This window comes from Terriglobales bacterium (genome assembly GCA_035651655.1).
Lineage (GTDB): Bacteria > Acidobacteriota > Terriglobia > Terriglobales > Acidobacteriaceae > DASRFG01.
In genome coordinates, this window is the sequence record DASRFG010000015.1 from 92,431 (window position 1) to 108,881 (window position 16,451).

Annotated in this window: 14 protein-coding genes; 4 read left to right on the plus strand and 10 right to left on the minus strand. The window is 54.2% G+C overall.

All coding sequences use genetic code 11. From position 1 onward, the window contains the following. Nucleotides 1–3: 3 nt before the first annotated feature. The 9 genes from VFA76_06935 to VFA76_06975 form a co-directional block, all read right to left on the minus strand. Nucleotides 4–1,272: a glycosyltransferase gene (locus VFA76_06935; GenBank protein ID HZR31572.1), complete on the minus strand. Its 1,269-nt coding sequence runs from the start codon at nucleotides 1,270–1,272 to the stop codon at nucleotides 4–6. Nucleotide 1,273: 1 nt separating this feature from the next. Further along, a complete protein-coding gene (locus tag VFA76_06940; protein ID HZR31573.1) occupies nucleotides 1,274–2,803 on the minus strand; it encodes an O-antigen ligase family protein in 1,530 nt (509 codons plus the stop codon). A gap of 10 nt (nucleotides 2,804–2,813) precedes the next feature. Then, nucleotides 2,814–4,769 carry an asparagine synthase (glutamine-hydrolyzing) gene (gene asnB / locus VFA76_06945; GenBank protein ID HZR31574.1) on the minus strand — a complete coding sequence of 652 codons (1,956 nt, stop codon included), beginning with the start codon at nucleotides 4,767–4,769 and terminating at the stop codon, nucleotides 2,814–2,816. After that, a complete protein-coding gene (locus tag VFA76_06950) occupies nucleotides 4,770–5,393 on the minus strand; it encodes an acyltransferase (protein HZR31575.1) in 624 nt (207 codons plus the stop codon). 23 nt (nucleotides 5,394–5,416) lie between these two features. Continuing rightward, nucleotides 5,417–6,823, minus strand: coding sequence for a sugar transferase (locus tag VFA76_06955; GenBank protein ID HZR31576.1), 1,407 nt, complete (start codon nucleotides 6,821–6,823; stop codon nucleotides 5,417–5,419). Further along, complete coding sequence (locus VFA76_06960) at nucleotides 6,820–7,977, minus strand: DegT/DnrJ/EryC1/StrS family aminotransferase (protein HZR31577.1); 1,158 nt, start codon at nucleotides 7,975–7,977, stop codon at nucleotides 6,820–6,822. Before VFA76_06960 ends, VFA76_06955 begins: the two co-directional genes overlap by 4 nt. Nucleotides 7,978–8,038: 61 nt before the next feature. Beyond that, on the minus strand, nucleotides 8,039–9,076 hold the full coding sequence (locus VFA76_06965; protein HZR31578.1) for a Gfo/Idh/MocA family oxidoreductase: 1,038 nt from the start codon (nucleotides 9,074–9,076) through the stop codon (nucleotides 8,039–8,041). 105 nt (nucleotides 9,077–9,181) lie between these two features. Further along, complete coding sequence (locus VFA76_06970) at nucleotides 9,182–10,546, minus strand: nucleotide sugar dehydrogenase (GenBank protein HZR31579.1); 1,365 nt, start codon at nucleotides 10,544–10,546, stop codon at nucleotides 9,182–9,184. Nucleotides 10,547–10,647: 101 nt separating this feature from the next. After that, nucleotides 10,648–11,220 (minus strand): UpxY family transcription antiterminator, encoded by a 573-nt coding sequence (locus VFA76_06975; GenBank protein HZR31580.1) that lies wholly within the window; start codon nucleotides 11,218–11,220, stop codon nucleotides 10,648–10,650. A 670-nt stretch (nucleotides 11,221–11,890) separates the two neighbouring features. Between VFA76_06975 and VFA76_06980 the strand changes: the two genes are divergently transcribed. Together VFA76_06980 and rfbB are read left to right on the plus strand one after the other, a co-directional pair. Beyond that, nucleotides 11,891–12,682 (plus strand): sugar phosphate nucleotidyltransferase, encoded by a 792-nt coding sequence (locus tag VFA76_06980; protein HZR31581.1) that lies wholly within the window; start codon nucleotides 11,891–11,893, stop codon nucleotides 12,680–12,682. Between the two features lie 19 nt (nucleotides 12,683–12,701). After that, entirely contained in the window at nucleotides 12,702–13,700 is a 999-nt protein-coding gene (rfbB, locus tag VFA76_06985; protein HZR31582.1) for a dTDP-glucose 4,6-dehydratase, read from the plus strand. A 9-nt stretch (nucleotides 13,701–13,709) separates the two neighbouring features. Here rfbB and VFA76_06990 read toward each other — a convergent pair whose 3' ends face one another. Then, complete coding sequence (locus tag VFA76_06990; protein ID HZR31583.1) at nucleotides 13,710–14,069, minus strand: PilZ domain-containing protein; 360 nt, start codon at nucleotides 14,067–14,069, stop codon at nucleotides 13,710–13,712. Nucleotides 14,070–14,327: 258 nt separating this feature from the next. On the opposite strand from VFA76_06990, the gene VFA76_06995 reads away from it, so the two are divergent. Then, nucleotides 14,328–15,224 (plus strand): HAMP domain-containing sensor histidine kinase, encoded by an 897-nt coding sequence (locus VFA76_06995; protein HZR31584.1) that lies wholly within the window; start codon nucleotides 14,328–14,330, stop codon nucleotides 15,222–15,224. A 1,029-nt stretch (nucleotides 15,225–16,253) separates the two neighbouring features. Continuing rightward, on the plus strand, nucleotides 16,254–16,451 hold a 198-nt coding region (locus tag VFA76_07000), incomplete at its 3' end, for a glutamine--fructose-6-phosphate aminotransferase (GenBank protein HZR31585.1).

Here is a 16,451-nt window from a genome sequence, read left to right on the forward strand (position 1 = left end):
CTTTTATCGGACTTGTTCTTGCGCTGAAACCATCCTCGAGGAGGGAGCTGCAGCGGTTACGGCGGCCACGTGGTTGACAGATTGTTCTGACCAATCGGTTCGAGGCGACTGCAAGAGCGAGCGAACCATTTCTCCAACCTGCCTTGAGCGCACGTCCCAGGTGCAATCGCGGACCGTGGACTGCCGCAGTTGGCGGTCACTTTGCGAGTCGTTGCCAAGAGCGTCCTCGACCGCGGCTATAAATTCCTGGGTAGTGCGATAAATACGCACGCCTGGGGTGTTCAGATATTCGTACAGCGGTGAGATGACCACTGGCTTTCCGGTTGCCAGGTATTCCCGAACCTTAATAGCGCTTCCGTAATTGGTAAATTGGTTGTCTTGCCTCCACGGCAGGACAAATACGTCAACCGGACGGATATACTTCGGCAACTCGGAATAGGATTTCTTCCCAAGAAAATGAACGTTGGGATGAGAGATGTTGACCAGATTTGATTTACTCCCGATCAACGCCCAGTGCCATTCAGGCCGAAGCCGCGCCAGTTCCTCGATGAGTTCGGTATCCATAACAAAATCCATGTATCCGAAATACCCGAGGAGCGGATGCGACAAGTTGGCAATGTCTTCAGCGGCTTCCGCGGGGGGTTCCGCGAAACGGTCGAAATCCACCGCCTGCTCCAGAAAATACCGATGAGGCACCTCCGCTTCTTGAAAGAGCTTCCGTCCTGAATACATCACCACGGCGGCCTTTTCTTTCAATCGGCGGTCCATCTCGCGGACAATGCTGGGCGCTAGGGCGCTGTCTTCGGCGGCATCGTATTTATCTGAAACCTGATACAAAACCAATTTCGCTCCCAAGTGATCAACAACATCCGCCGCGGCCGGGATGGCCACCCAGACCACCGGCCGATGTATTCCACACAGCAGCATCACCAGCCGCAGTTGCAGTATCAGAAGCCAACGATTGAGGGCCCGTAAGGGTCGCCACCCATAAAGCGGAATAGAAATCGGACTAAATACGTACAGTCCCTCAGGCGCCTTCCGAAGCCAACGGAGATAGCTCTTAAGCTTGCGACGGACCTTAAGAAAAAAATCCGGATTCGAAATAGCCGGCGGCCCCATGGTAATGGAATTCACAAACAGGACTTTGTTCTGCCTGGCCAGACGCTTGCAGATGTGGTTCTTCGAATGGGGATGGTGATACCACCAGTCTTCCCCGGCGAAACAGATGACGGACTCTCCGGCAATCCCGTATTCCGGCTCAGCTTTAATCACTTCAGTAATTCTCCGTAACCAGCGGTTGTTTCCTGCGGAATGCGGGTGCGTTTTGCAGTGAATTGCGCCTCAGTTGCCCCTCGGTACGGAACCTGGGCTCATAGTGAGCAATCGGCAAGGGTTCAGTAATGGCATGCTTGTATATCAAAGCGACACAGAACATGAACCACATATTCAGGTCCGAATAATAGCCCGCGGTCAAAGTGAGACCGCTGATCCAGTAACACAGAAATATGTACAGCAAGTATCGCCAAGCTTGGAGAGATGCGGGCGTCCTGCGCTGGCGGAGCTGATAAAAAGCCCGCAAGAAAAGCACTTGCGCCACCAGGTAGGGGATAAAGCCAAACAGTCCAGTTTCCGCCAGGACCGAGGCCAGGTTATTGTGTGCTGAATTGACAGAATCGGTTTGCCTGAATGAGGCGCGCGGAACCTCGACAACCGCGGTGAGGAAGTTGCCCAAACCGACCCCATTGATCGGATGGCGCATAAAAAGGTCGAGGGTCTGCTTCTGTTGCGCCAGTCGCGCGTAGAGGTTATCGGGTCCTTTAACGCGAGACTCGTACCATTGCGGATCAAACTCCTTAATTGCCAGCACGCCTAGAAACAGAGAGAACAAGGCTGCCGCAGTGGCAAGGCGACGTCCAAAACCGCGGCGGAAATAGAGTTCGAGCAGGAGCAGAACGATCACTGTAATGACCATGGAGCGGAACATCGGCATGACGGCGGAAGCGAATGCACAAGCTACGCCAGCGACGTGCAAAAACCGTTGCATTCTCGACAAGGGCTTATCCATTGCCGATCTTATGAAAAACAGAAGGCACAATGTAATCAGCCCAATCAAACCCATGGCATCATTGGTCTGAAATGGACCATTCACACGGGCAAACCCGCCGGTCTGTTCGGGCGAGAAGAAGACGGCAGCAGGTAGCTCCAGAAAGTCCTGTCCGGTGATCAGCTCTGCCGCGCCGATCGCCGCAACATAAATCGCCATCACGCAGACAACCGCATGCAGAACCGGCAACCAGCGCCGCACATCGAAATTTTTAATCACATACCAGGCCAGCAGACCGGGAAAAATGAAACTATCAAAGACCATCTTCGAGGCACCCAGAGGGTTGGCCATCAGGCGAAGAGAGCACACCGCGGCTAGCAAAAAGAAGAACCAGGCAGTTCCTGCGCGGCGCAGACTGAGTGGCAAGGTGGTGGACGACTTAACACCCATGACCGTGCCCACAATCAGTAGCCCTACTATGAAACGATCGAAGCTGAAAATTGTCTTCTCTTCCCTGGGGAAAGAAAGAAAGTAATAGCCCAGCGGAAAAACCAGCACCCACAACGGCAAAAGCCAGTCCAACCTTCCGAAGACGGCGCTGGCGGCAAAGAACAACACGACCCCGCAAGCGAGCGCCACGGCGACGGCCGTGGCAACCGCCATCTTACCCACTAGCAGGACAGCGATCAGCCCCAACAACCCCAGGGCAATCGCAATCTTTAAGTAAGTTCTTTCGGACTGATCAACGAGGGTATGCACAATTCTTTACTTAGCGAGGCAATACGGCTGTCTGGGGAAACTGCGGGGCAATTCCGGTAGGAACTTCCTCAATGTACTGCTTCCACCACAAGGCGAAATTCAGCAGGTACCAGGCGTGCGGACCACCGTGATTAGTGTCTAAGATCCGGCGCACTGCCTGAGGATCCAGAAAATCCGTGTGCTTGCAAAAATCGGCGAGTTCGCGACGCATGTAGTTGCCCAGTTTGTCTTCGAACCATTCGTAGACAGGGACTCCAAAGCCCTGCTTCTTACGATCGATCAATTCGTCGGGGATCACCCCGCGCACAGCTTTCTTAAGAATGTGCTTTAGTTCGCCGTTGCGAGTCTTCACTGCTTCGGGAATGCTCATCGCCAGCTCAACAAACTTATGATCCAGGAAAGGAACTCGGCCTTCCAGGCTCACGCCCATACTCATCTTGTCCACGCGCATCAAGAGGAGTTCAGGGAGGCGGAGGTTCAGGTCCATGTAACTCATCCAGTTCAGATGAGAGGGCTCCCAGGCTTTCTCTTCAAACCGGGCTCTGAGTGGCCGCAAGGGCTCCCATGAGGTTAGGCCGGAGAGGTTTTTGCGCAGCCTCGGCGAGAGTAGCTGTTGCTTGCGACTCTCAGTAAAGGCCTCGGCGCCACCCCAGAATATCGGCGTGCCGGTTGCGCCGCGACGGAGCAATTCGTACGCATAAGTGTCTTTACGACCGGAAACGGCAGCGGCGAGCAGGGCTGCCTTTTTGAATGCGCGCGGTACGGGCCAGTCATTATATTGCTGGAGCTTGAGAAAACTCTTCCAACGCGGGTAGCCCCAGAACAGCTCATCCGAACCTTCGCCAACTTGGCAGACGATAACTCCATGCTCGCGGGCAAGTTTGGAAACGTAGTAAACCGGGACGCACACCGGATCAGCAATCGGCTCATCCTGCAGATGAACCATCAAAGGAAGGAAATCCAGCAAGTCATCCTGAGTGAGTACGCGCTCATAGTGTTCGGTGTGAGCCGTATCAGCCATCTTGCGGGCAAAGTGCAGTTCGTTCTGATAGCTGTCATATTCTCCGTCGTAGCCGATGGAGAAGGTCCTAACCGGACCGCCCTCACCCTCAGAGAAAAGAGCCACGTTAGTGCTGGAGTCGATTCCGCCAGAGAGAAAAACTCCCACTGGAACGTCGCTGATTTTGCGCAGCTGAACGGCGGTGCGCAACTCTGCCAGCAGACGCTCGGCAATCTCTTCCTCTGACACATTGGTCAGAGGTTCTGTGTGGTCCAACACGTCCCAGTAACGACGTTCTTCCATCGTGCCGTTCTGGTCAATCCGTAACCAACTGCCGCTGGGCAGCTTGCGAATTCCGCTAAACAGAGTCTGGGGGGCCGGGGTAGTTAGAAAAGAGAGGTAGTGGTAGAACGCTTCTTCGTCCACGGACCGCTGCTGGTCAGGGTCCTGCAACAAGGCTTTGATTTCCGAGGCGAAGGTGATGCGGCCGTGATGGACGCTGTAGCAAAGGGGCTTGATTCCTATGCGGTCGCGGATGAGCCAGAGCTGCCGTTTGCGTTCATCCCAGAGCGCGATTGCGAACATGCCGCGGAAGCGATGAATGCAATCTATTCCCCACTGTTCGAAGGCGTGCAGAATGACTTCGGTATCGGAGTGGTCCGTCTTCCAGGAATGACCTCCGATGCTTTCCAGTTCTCGGCGAATCTCGGCGTGGTTGTAGATTTCGCCGTTGAAGATCACCCACAAAGAGCGGTCTTCGTTGCACATGGGCTGCGCGGCAGTATTGGAAAGGTCAATAATTGACAGACGACGATGACCGAGGCCCATCTGGCGATCGGGGGAAATATACAATCCGGCACCGTCTGGCCCGCGGTGCGACATGACGTCGCGCATGCGCTCCAGGTACTGCTCCGAAACCCGGAACGCACTATTTTTAAACGACAGTGCTCCTACGATTCCGCACATTTAGTCCGCACTCCTTGTGGTCGCAGTTCTCTTGCTTCGGCCCACCTGATGCCCATTCGTTGGAGCCGCGAGCAACTGGCCATTTTTGCGGATGAACTTTCTGCCGCACCCGCAAGCCAGGCGAGTCCGCAGTATCTCCCCGCATTCGCACATGTATCCAACCTTACGAGCCGGCACGCCCACAACCATGGCGTAGTCTTCCACGTCGCGAGTGACAACCGCCCCCGCCGCGACGAATGCGTGACGTCCAATCGTATTGCCACAAACAATGGTCGCGTTGGCCCCGATCGAAGCACCTTCGCGCACTCGCGTGGGCAAGAATTCTTCCCTACCCTTGCGGACGGTGGCGCGCGGGTTCTTATCGTTAGTGAAAACTGCATTCGGGCCGACAAATACTCCGTTCTCCAGCACGACCCCATCCCACAGCGCAACCCCATTCTTTATGGTGACGTGATCGCCCACTTCAACATTGGATTCAACGAAGACGTGGTCGCAAAGGTTGCATTCCTTGCCGACACGCGCCCCTTCCAGCACATGGGCGAAGGCCCAAATGCGCGTGCCTTCCCCGATCTCCACGGACTCGACCAGGGCTTGCGGGTGTTTGAAATATTTTGCGTTGGACATCTGCAGGTTTGACTCCCCAGGGTCTAGTAGCCGGTACCGCGCAGCACCGCTGGAATGGTACGCGCGAGCAAGCGGAAATCCTCGACTGGCGACCAATTGCGTATGTACTGAATATCAAGTTTTACCATCTCGTTGAATGACAGCCGATTGCGACCGGCAACTTGCCAAGCTCCAGTAAGGCCCGGGGGCGCTCCGAATCGCTCCTTGTGCCAATCCTGATAGCGTTCCACTTCGTAGGGCATCGCCGGGCGCGGGCCAACCAGGCTCATCTCAAGTTTGAGCACATTAAAAATCTGTGGTAGTTCGTCCAAACTGTAACGTCGCAGAACGCGTCCCACGCGCGTAATGCGTTTGTCGTCCGTGATCTTAAAGACTTTGGGTCGTGACTCTGCGGTAGCGTAGGACTGGTCCTGCATCCATTTTTGGACGTAGTCACGATGGCTAGTGTCCTTCGCGTCAACGTACATGGTCCGAAACTTGTAAAAGTTAAATACTTTTCCTTTATAGCCAACCCGCCGCTGCACCAGGATCGCCCCGCCCTTGGAATCCAACCGAATCGCGAGCCAGATGACCAGCATTGCTGGAGCAGCACACATGAGCAGAATGCAGCCCAGTAGAAAATCCATACAATGCTTGATAAAGAGATTGAAACCTGAGAACGCGGACGGCTTCATTCCGACCAGTGGCAGGTCGCCGACGACTTGAGTGCACACACCGATGTCATCGAGGTTCTCCAAATGAGGCACGAACTGCCAAGGCAGCTGTCTTTGTTGGCAAACTTCACGCATGGCGGCGAGGTGTTCCGTTGATCTGCCATCCATGGCCACAACCACCTCGTGAGGATCACAGTTATCCAAATGGGTGATGAATTGAGAGATGTCTACACCGCTGCAACATCCGGCATCGGCTGGCTGGAGTTCGAAACGATACAGCCGGTAACCGTTGCGCGCCGCAAAACTCTGCTCCAGGCGAGACGCTGCATTCCCCTGCCCAACAATCAACACTCGAAGATGAGGCATGGAACCAGCCAAGCGCAGAACTAAGGGCGTGATGACGCGACGGAAGATCAGCGCCACTGTTACGGTAATGGGAACGAAAGCTACAACTAGCGCCTTGGACAGGGTCGTCTCGTGAATCGCCAAAATCGGCCAGGCTATCAGTGTGAACAGCATGCCGGCGCGAACCACCTTGTATAGCTGTGAAGGCCGTGCCAGGGAAAATTCATAAGCTCGCGCCAAAGTCAGAGTGCCCGACCACAGCACGAGAAAGCTGATGAGCAATGCCGCGCCCGACCACGTGTGCAAAAATGCTGGGCCTGAGGGTAACGGCAACACCCCTAGCCTCAAGCACAGCACAACTGAAACCATAAAAGCCAACAGGTCGCTGACTCGTAAAGCCCTCTGATGATCGCGCTCGGCTGTGTAGATCATTGGGTTTCCAAACACACTTCCTGCAGCTTCTCTGCCACGTAGCTCACTTCCTCATCTTCGAGTTCCGGGAACATCGGCAAAGAAAGGATGGTTGATGCGCAGCTCTCGGTTTGTTCAAAATCACCCGCGTGGTATCCAAGATATGCCAGCGCCGGTTGAAGGTGGAGAGGCACTGGGTAATGAATCCCGCAACCGATACCCATGTCGCTCAGCATCGTGCGCACCCGCTCGCGGTTGGAGATACGGACAACGTAGAGGTGATATGCATGTCCGCGGCCCGGCAGCTCGAGAGGTAAGGTCAACTGAGGCGTGTCCTTCAGAGCTGCCCCATAGAGTTGAGCAATCTCGCGACGGCGCTCGACCCAAGCATCGAGATAGCGGAGTTTCACGCTCAGGACAGCCGCCTGCAGAGCTGCCAGACGATGGTTGTGACCAACAATTTCATGGACATATTTGGTGCGGCTGCCATGCTCACGCAGCAGGCGAATCTTATCCATCAACTTGTCATCATTTGTGGTGACCGCCCCACCCTCTCCATAAGCCCCGAGGTTCTTAGCGGGATAGAAGCTGAAGCAGGTGGGATGGCCCAGGCCACCGATCTTGCGCCCGTCGAGCGTAGCCCCATGCGCCTGACAGGCATCTTCGACAAGGTGAAGGTTATGCTCGCGCGCAATGGAGGCAATCTCCGTCAACTCTGCGGGTTGGCCGTAGAGATCTACAGCGATCACCGCACGCGTGCGACTGGTGATGTATTTCGGAATTTCGTTGGGATTGAGATTGAACGAAATTGGGTCAATGTCGGCAAATACCGGCCGCGCGCCCGCGAAGATAACGGCTTCCGCGGTAGCAATAAATGTGTTTGCCGGCAGAATGACCTCATCCCCCTGGCCCACTCCTAAAGCCCGCAAGGTGAGTTCCAATGCAGAGGTGCCCGAGCTCACCCCAATGCAGTGCTTTGCTCCAACGTAGCCAGCAAAGCTCTCTTCGAATACACCCACGTAGGGGTCGCCCACGAAGGCGCCGCGCTCAATTACCTCACCGACAACTTCGTCAATTTCTGGCTTGATTGACTGGTACTGGCGGCGCAAGTCTACAAAAGGAATACTTTCGTATGTGCGAGGCTCTATCTGATGAGTAGCTCTGGAGGTTGCCAAGGATAGTTCTCCTGAAATTGATCAGTTAATTTGCCGGGGGAGGCTACAAGCCGAGGACTGCTTAAGCGGAAATACCCACTGCAGCGGGTGGTGTTTGGGCCTGGTCATCGTCGGCCTCGGGTATATCAACAAACTTGCCATTGTTATGCATGGACTCGGATGCCGCTTCCAGAGCTTGCACTACCGCGTGCCCCATGTCGGCGCCGGTTTCGGGCGCAATTCCTTTTTCCAGACAATCCAGGAAGTGGTTTGCCTCGATGAGCAGCGGCTCAGTGGTATCCACCTTCGGACAAATTACTTCGCCGGTGCGGTAGGTCAACTGGTATTCCCCGAAAGTCTCGGGATCCTTCAAGTGAACGCCCTTATCGTACAACTTCACCTTTTCATCAAAGTTCGTGTCGTCATAGACAACCATGCTCTTGCTGCCAACCAGCACAGTCCGCCGCAACTTGCGCGGCGCGAGCCAGCTGATCTCGATGTTGGCGAGAAACCCGGAGGGGAAGCGATAGTGAATGCTAGCTACGTCGTGCATAGGTCCGACGCATGCACGACCCACCGCTGAGACACGGCACGGCCGTTCTTCGAGCCAATACAGCAATATCGAAAGATCATGGGGTCCGAGGTCCCAAAGAACATCCACATCTTTCTGGTGAATGCCAAGGTTCACGCGGGAGGAGCTGAGAAAATACAGCCGGCCCATGTGTCCCGACTTGATGTACTCCCTGACCTTGCGCACCGGTGGGCTGTAGACAAAAGTATGGCCCACCATCAGCGTCAAGCCTTTGGCAGCAGCAATTTCGCCCAATTCCTTGGACTCACTGGAACGCATTGCCAACGGCTTTTCCACCATAACCGACTTGCCGGCGAGCAACGCTTTCTTGGCAATGTGATAATGCGTGCTCACCGGAGTTGCGATTACCAGCGCATCACTGGCTTCCATAAGCTCATCCATCGAGTCAAATGGAGTCACGGAGGGAAAACGGCAGGCCAATTTGGCCAGTGCTTGACGGCTTTTGTCAAAGCACATTATCCGATCGCAACGATTGGTTTCTACGAATGCACGGACTAGATTCGGACCCCAGTACCCACACCCTACCACGCCGATATTCAAGAGACACCTCGGTTAGCCGGCAATTGTCGGCGATTTACAGGTAAAAAGAATTAACGACGGAGCTTCACCAAGTGAAAACATTGTTAACGAAGGTCAGCAGCGTACGATTTTTGAAGACGTGAGACCACGAGTCGCATTTCTGGTATCCACCACCAGCTGGGACTCGCGCACAATTTCGGCGAAATCGTAATCGGAATGGTCGGTAACGATCAGCACGCAATCAAACTGCCCCAGGTTCTCGAGTTCCGTTCGCTTCAGCTGTAGATCGTACTTGCGCCCACGGCCCACAAATGGGAAATACGGGTCGTTGTAACTGACCTGGGCGCCGGCCTTCTGCAGGAGTTCGATGATGGTCAAAGAAGGTGATTCCCGTAAGTCGTCGATGTCCTTTTTGTAAGCGACTCCAAGCACCAGGACCTTGGAGCCGTTCACTGACTTCTTTTGCGCATTAAGCGCCTCAGAGACCGAACGCAAAACGTGGTACGGCATGGCAGTATTGATTTCCCCTGCCAGCTCAATGAAGCGCGTCTGAAAGTCAAATTCCTTCGCCTTCCACGACAAGTAGAAGGGATCGACGGGAATGCAGTGTCCGCCCAATCCGGGCCCCGGATAGAACGGCTGGAATCCGAATGGTTTGGTTGACGCTGCTTCGATTACTTCCCAGATGTCTACTCCCATGCGCAAGCACAGCAATTTCAGTTCGTTCACCAATGCGATGTTGACGCAACGATAGATGTTCTCCAGCAACTTGGTCATTTCGGCCGCTGCCGGAGTGGAAACCCGCACTACACGGTTAAAAATCGACTTGTAGAGCGCGAGGGCAGCGGCTGATGCCTGCTCATCAAGTCCTCCCACAACCTTGGGGATGTCGCGGCGGGCAACGCTATCGTTGCCTGGATCCTCGCGTTCAGGCGAAAACGCAAGATAGAACTCGTCTGCTGTTTCCGGAGACGACGCTTTGCGGGCGGCTGTCAATCCGCTTCGGTTCTTGCCTTCCAATATGGGGAGGACGATTTCCTCAGTGGTGCCGGGATACGTGGTGCTCTCCAGCACAATCAACTGACCGGCACGCAAGTTAGGCGCGATCGCTTCAACTGTGGTGGTGATGTAGCTGAGATCGGGTTCGCGGTATTCGTTCAGAGGAGTGGGAACGCAGATAATAACTGCGTCCATTTCTCCCAGCCGAGTGAAATCGGAGGTAGCGGAAAACCCGTGGCCCTGCGCTTGTTGAATCTGGGTGCCGGGGACTCTGCAGATATAAGAACCGCCCTGGTTCAGCGTATCCACTTTCTTGATGTCAATGTCGAATCCAGTGACCCGAAATCTCTCTTCGCTGAATAAAAGCGCCAGCGGAAGTCCCACATATCCCAGACCAATTATGCCTACTCGTGCGGTGCGGGATTCAATTTTGAGCTTGAGTTGATCAACTGACGAAACCTGCAAAAGCTGGGTAGCCATGATTTTCCTCTGAATGGGTTAAAGGTCGTTGCGAATGGATCGAGCACAGATACGAAAAGCGAAAGCGCTATTCAAAACCGCGTCTGGCGAGAGCAGCGATGTCAAACGGGCCGTACATCGTATCCTTCGATGGTTAAAGCCAGGGAACGTTGAATCGCGTCAATGGAGATCACCAGCCGACGGGAACCATGTAGTGCAGTCAAAATTCCTTCAATTCCGTCCATCGGCCCCCCGTGGACGCGTACGCGTTGGCCAACTTTCAAAAACGGGATGGCTGTGAATTCAGCCTTGCCGGCCAAAATCGTACGAACCTCTTCGATTTGTCGCTCGGGGATGGGCGCCCCTTTGCCATGATCTCCCACTAATCCGATCACGCCGGGCGTCTGGAACAACATCAGGCGAATGTCGGAAGCCGAGCTGAGTTGCACAAAAAGATATCCCGGGAACAATGGGACTTCAACTTTCTTGCGGCGGTCACTCCATTGATGCACCTGTTCCACCAGAGGCAAGAAAGCTGAAAATCCTTTCTCCTGTAAGGCGGATGCGATTTTCTTTTCATGCCGGGACCGGGAGTGGATGGCGAACCAGCGCATGGGGGCCGGAGAGGTCGTGCTTGCAGTCGTTGAGGAACTCGCTGCCTGATTGATGATCGCGAGTTGAACACAGCTACTCATAGCTTCGCCCTCTGAGTCCCATTGGGACCCTTAAATTGACTCGAACTCGTAAACACCGTGCTCAATGGCAGTGCTTAACAGAGGGGAAGGAACACTAGATCGTTCGGCCAGTTCACTGGATCCTGTGCGGCGAGACAACGAAGGGACGCCGAGGCTCCTCGTATGCTTATGGACTGTTCTTGGGACGGCAAAACGACGCTGGACTCCACCCTCGGCACGGGATACTGCAAGCTAGCTGCCAGCAGCTCGGATGGGGGAAACCACTGAGGGAGAAATACTCCTGCTCTAACCCTATGAAAACAAGTTAAATAAGTAAACTTGAGGAAAACTCCGACTGTGACTCTGGTTTGGTAAATTCAAATCCCAAGGAGAGTTGCAACTTTTTGCACAGCATAAGCATTTTTTTTGGAGACTGGGGCCCTAGTTTTAACAATTAAGTAACCCTGAATCAGGCGTTTATAAAGCGCCTTCAACTCGGGGGAAGGGGAGATCATGCAGCTGGACTTGTGCAAGAGGAGAGGTGACGTACGTAGGAATGACCTGGATTTTTGTCTCCCTAAATCAGGCACGCGGGATTGAGTTGCGGCTCACAACAAACGAATTTAGACTTGGTGAACACCGCACCGCGATATAGGCAGCCCGCAGTCAACGGATCTCGGAGACGCATTGCATGAAGGGTGTAGTTCTGGCAGGCGGTATAGGGTCGCGTCTTTTCCCCCTTACAAGGGTAACCAACAAGCATCTTCTGCCGGTTTATAACCAGCCAATGGTCTTCTACCCAATCCAGGCTCTGGTGAATATCGGCGTAAGCGACATTCTTATCGTCACTGGTGGACACAGCGCAGGAGACTTCCTTCGCCTGCTGGCAAACGGCAAGGATTTCGGCCTCAAGCGCTTTAACTATGCCTATCAGGAAGGTGAAGGCGGTATTGCGGATGCCCTGCGACTTGCGGAACATTTTGCCGAAGGAGAGCAGGTTTGCGTAATTCTTGGCGACAACATTATCGAGAACAACGCTTGCGAGGCGGCGGAGCGATTTAGGAAACAAGAGACGGGCGCACACATTCTGCTGAAGGAAGTGCACGATCCCGAGCGCTTCGGCTGTCCGGAGATCGTCGGCGATCGCATCGTGCGCATCGAAGAGAAACCGAGGCGACCGCGATCGCGGTATGCGGTCACTGGAATTTATTTTTACGACAATTCAGTGTTTAAGAAAATACAGCGGTTGAAACCTTCGGGACGCGGCGAGTTGGAGATCACCGACATCAACAACATGTACCTGGAAGAGGGAACTCTGACGTACAGTATTCTCGAGGGCTGGTGGACGGACGCGGGGACGTTTGAGTCGCTTCGCCGAGCGAGCAATCTGGTCGCCGAGACGTCAGCCAACAAGATGTTTACGCCGGATCCTCCTAAAACTCGTCTGCGGTCACGCGGACGAAAGGTTGCGGTAGCCACCTAAACATCGGAGCTCGAGTCGCTTGAAAATCTTTGTCACTGGAGGAGCTGGCTTCATCGGCTCCAATTTTATTCGCCACGTTTTGTCCTCGGAATGTGGTCACTCAGTCATCAACTACGACAAGTTAACTTATGCCGGAAATTTGGCGAATCTGCACGGAGTAGACACGAACCGGAGTTACGCCTTCATCCAGGGTGATATTTGCGACATCAAAGCAGTCGCCGAAAGTATGAAGGGATGCGAAGCGGTCGTCCACTTCGCGGCGGAATCGCACGTTGATCGCAGTATCCATGAACCGGCACCGGTAATCCAGACCAACCTAACCGGCACGTTTGTTTTGCTGGAGGTTGCGCGCGAACTCAAGGTCAAAAGGTTTGTTCACGTCTCTACTGACGAGGTGTATGGCGATGTTCCGGCAGGCGTCACCACGGATGAAGAGTATCCGCTGCAGCCCAATAGCCCATATTCAGCCAGCAAGGCGGGATCCGACATGTTGGTGCGTTCGTATGTGCGCACGTACGGCTTCCCTGCCCTGATCACTCGATCGTGCAACAACTACGGACCATACCAGTTCCCCGAGAAATTTCTTCCGCTGATGATCTCCAATGCGCTGGAGAACAGGCCGATTCCTGTGTACGGCGACGGCGCACAAGAACGAGAGTGGTTGCACGTAGAGGACAATTGCCGCGCCATCTACGCCGTATTGGAGCGCGGACGGGTAGGCCAGATCTATAACATCGGGACACGCGACTCGGAGCGCAATATTGACCTGACCAAGAGACTCCTTAGAATTATTGGCAAACCGGAGACGCTCATCAGTTATGTTACCGACCGGCCGGGACACGATCGTCGCTACGCCATCGACTCGCAAAAGATACAGAGGGAACTGAATTGGCAGCCCCAAATTCCGCTCGATGAGGGATTAAGAAGCACGGTGGAGTGGTATCGCAACAACAACCCGTGGTTAACAGCCGTCTTGAAGAAGGGCACGGCAGTTGCAACTTATGCCCCCCGCACTTAGTTGGCTTGCTTAACTCGTCTCGTCGGCACCACTCGCCAGCGGGGCATCGAACCGTATGCCGACCAGGTAGTAGCCCTCTACAGAAACCACCCGCACAGATTTCGCAGAGAAGATCCGCTCGCTGCTAGCCAGGCCTGTACTTGATGGAAATGGGGCGGGAGGTACTTCGACTGAAAGCGGCACTCCGGAAGCCAAGTAGCGTCGGGTTGCAATCAGGAAACCGCCTGCACTGATGTTTACCGCTGTGGTCAGTTCAGAAACTGCCTGATCACCCTCGGTTTGCGCGCGAATATACACCGGAATAGGTAGCGAAATGCGTGGCCATTCCCTTCGCTCAGAGAAATCGCCCTTGGGTGTGGAGCTTTGCACGTCATTTTTCCAATGCGGGTAAGAGAGTGGAGTTCAAACAAACTGAGAGTTGTCAGAGACTGAAGGCTCAGCTTCAACCCCCGCGAAATATTACACTTTCCACAGGAAATCGCAATCCAGGATATGACACAATGATTGCTGTTTTTGATTCACCGGACGGTTGTTCTCTGCAGTTGACAGGTTGGACTCCTGGGCTGTAGAGTGCGCCTCAAGCCGCACGCACGCTCAATTACGCCAGTCTTCATTCGCGGAGTCTAGATGTCAGCCCTGCCAGCTAAAGTCCTGCCACAAACCGCTTCATTTCGCGACTCGAAGCCGTCGCGTAGCGAAGGTTATGAGCCCCACAGTTACAGCGAACTCCTGCAAGCGTTTGAGGACTTGCAATCACAGTACCAGCGTTGCGCTGGAGCATTAGCCGCCGCCGCGCACGATTTGCGCACTCCTCTGGCGATCGTCAGTGGATATATCGAATTGCTGTTGAGTGGCAAAGTGGGTCCGCTTAGCGAACAGCAGCGAACCATTACCGAAGATATCCGCTCCAATACCGCCAGGCTAGCGGACCTGATTTCTAATTTTCTGACCTTCAGCGCGCTGGAGACCGGAAAATTGGGCATGCGGTTCGAGTTGGGCGACCTGAATGCTTCTCTTTCTGAATTATGTAACTTGTGGCTACCGCGGTTTCAGCAAAAAAAGATCGCGTTTTATTTTTTGCTGAGCGACCAAATCACTTCTTTGGTATTCGACCAGTTGCGGGTGCAACGCGTAGTTACTAACCTCCTGGAAAATGCCTTTAAGTACACGCCCGCTGGAGGAACAGTTTGGTTGGCGTCAGAACCCTACTTGCTGGATCGCCGCAGCAGCCGCAAGGAAGTCACCGACGATCGGCGGCGAACCTTTGCTTCCACGGCAAATGGGGTGCGAGTAGTAGTTGCCGACACCGGTCCCGGAATAGCCGCCGAGTTTCATCAAGAAATTTTCAATGATTTTTTTCATATGGCAAGCTCCCAGGATGGTCCGGAAGGTATGGGGCTAGGTCTGGCAATCTGCCGCCGATTAATTCACGCGCACGGCGGAAAAATATGGGTGGAAAGCGAGCGCGGCGCCGGCAGCAAGTTCTGCTTCTTCCTGCCGCTAACGCCCGAGGATGGCGATTAGCTGGATTTGAGAGACGAATTCGACCTCGCGGCCTGCGAGTGAGCTACCCGGTCAGCTAATCTGGAAGATGATGTCGAACTGAAGAGAATACCTTTCATCCACGCCTCATCAACCCGCTTGAAGTGCCATTCGCAAGGATGATCTCTTACAAATGCTAGTAGCTGCTTCTCAGAAACACGGCCTTGTCTGTCAGTGTGCAGCCAGCTGTTTTTGAACCATTTGGAAACGGTAAAGTGGGTGGTTCCGAACAACTCTATCAAGTCATTCAGTGTGTACCCTTCCAGCAGCCGGAGGCTCCTTCCCAATTCCTCTGCCTTGCATTTCACCGCATTGTAGCTGCGGCCGATGCCGGTCCTCTTGCGCATAGTGCGCGCAATCCAGCTCACAGTGCGAACGCCAGCGTATTCTTCCAGTAAGGAAATTTCATCGGGAGTCCACCGGATGTGGCTCCACATCGTGATGCCGAGCTGCTCGGCTCGGCGTCGCAGTGCTGATTTGGGATAGCCAAGCTCATTAGACAAACGAGAAAGAGAGTGGGAAAGCTCCCGGCGATCTGAACACTGATAACAACGTTTCAGTTTTAAGTCCTTTTCCGAATCCCACCGGTAGCTTGATCCCTGTCGCCGCAAGAAGTTTTTCTTGGCGCTTAGGAATCCGCGACACGGACGGCAGAGGCGGTCGCGCCCCGAGGCTTGGTCGTCACACAGACGACAAATCCCGAAGTTCCTTTCCGCAATCAAGCGTGCTGTCGCTTGACCAGGGTCATTCATAGCGTGTCTAAGTTAGAGTTGCAATCAGATGACCAGAATTACTCGATCCCTTCGCAGATAATCACTTTAATAGCAGCACTTTGGAGGATGGTTTTCTCGGAATAACCTGGAATGTCAAGGTACTGTGCAGTTATTTTCACAGGTATGTGACGCCAGAACTGTAAGCTCTTGCACGCCGCGGACTTAAAAAGGAATGGCACGTGCTATTCAAGTGCTGCGCCTCAGCTGTAACAGCCCAGGGCGGGAGACCTATTCAGCCATGTGCGGGATCGTAGGATACGTTGGGAAGAAGCGGGTGGTGCCGGTGATCCTGGACGGATTGAAGCGGCTGGAGTATCGCGGCTACGATTCGGCGGGGATTGCGGTGGCGGGCAATGGCGCGGGTCTGGAGATCCGGCGGGCGGAGGGCAAGCTCCGAAACCTGGAAGAAGTGATCCGGCTGAAGCCGCTGAATGGC

What these genes read in the sequence shown, in the direction of transcription:
- asnB (HZR31574.1), bottom strand. Translation starts at nt 4,769, where the DNA reads ATGTGCGGAATCGTAGGAGCACTGTCGTTTAAAAATAGTGCGTTCCGG.
- VFA76_06950 (HZR31575.1), bottom strand. Translation starts at nt 5,393, where the DNA reads ATGTCCAACGCAAAATATTTCAAACACCCGCAAGCCCTGGTCGAGTCC.
- VFA76_06955 (HZR31576.1), bottom strand. Translation starts at nt 6,823, where the DNA reads ATGATCTACACAGCCGAGCGCGATCATCAGAGGGCTTTACGAGTCAGC.
- VFA76_06970 (HZR31579.1), bottom strand. Translation starts at nt 10,546, where the DNA reads ATGGCTACCCAGCTTTTGCAGGTTTCGTCAGTTGATCAACTCAAGCTC.
- VFA76_06975 (HZR31580.1), bottom strand. Translation starts at nt 11,220, where the DNA reads ATGAGTAGCTGTGTTCAACTCGCGATCATCAATCAGGCAGCGAGTTCC.
- VFA76_06980 (HZR31581.1), top strand. Translation starts at nt 11,891, where the DNA reads ATGAAGGGTGTAGTTCTGGCAGGCGGTATAGGGTCGCGTCTTTTCCCC.
- VFA76_06995 (HZR31584.1), top strand. Translation starts at nt 14,328, where the DNA reads ATGTCAGCCCTGCCAGCTAAAGTCCTGCCACAAACCGCTTCATTTCGC.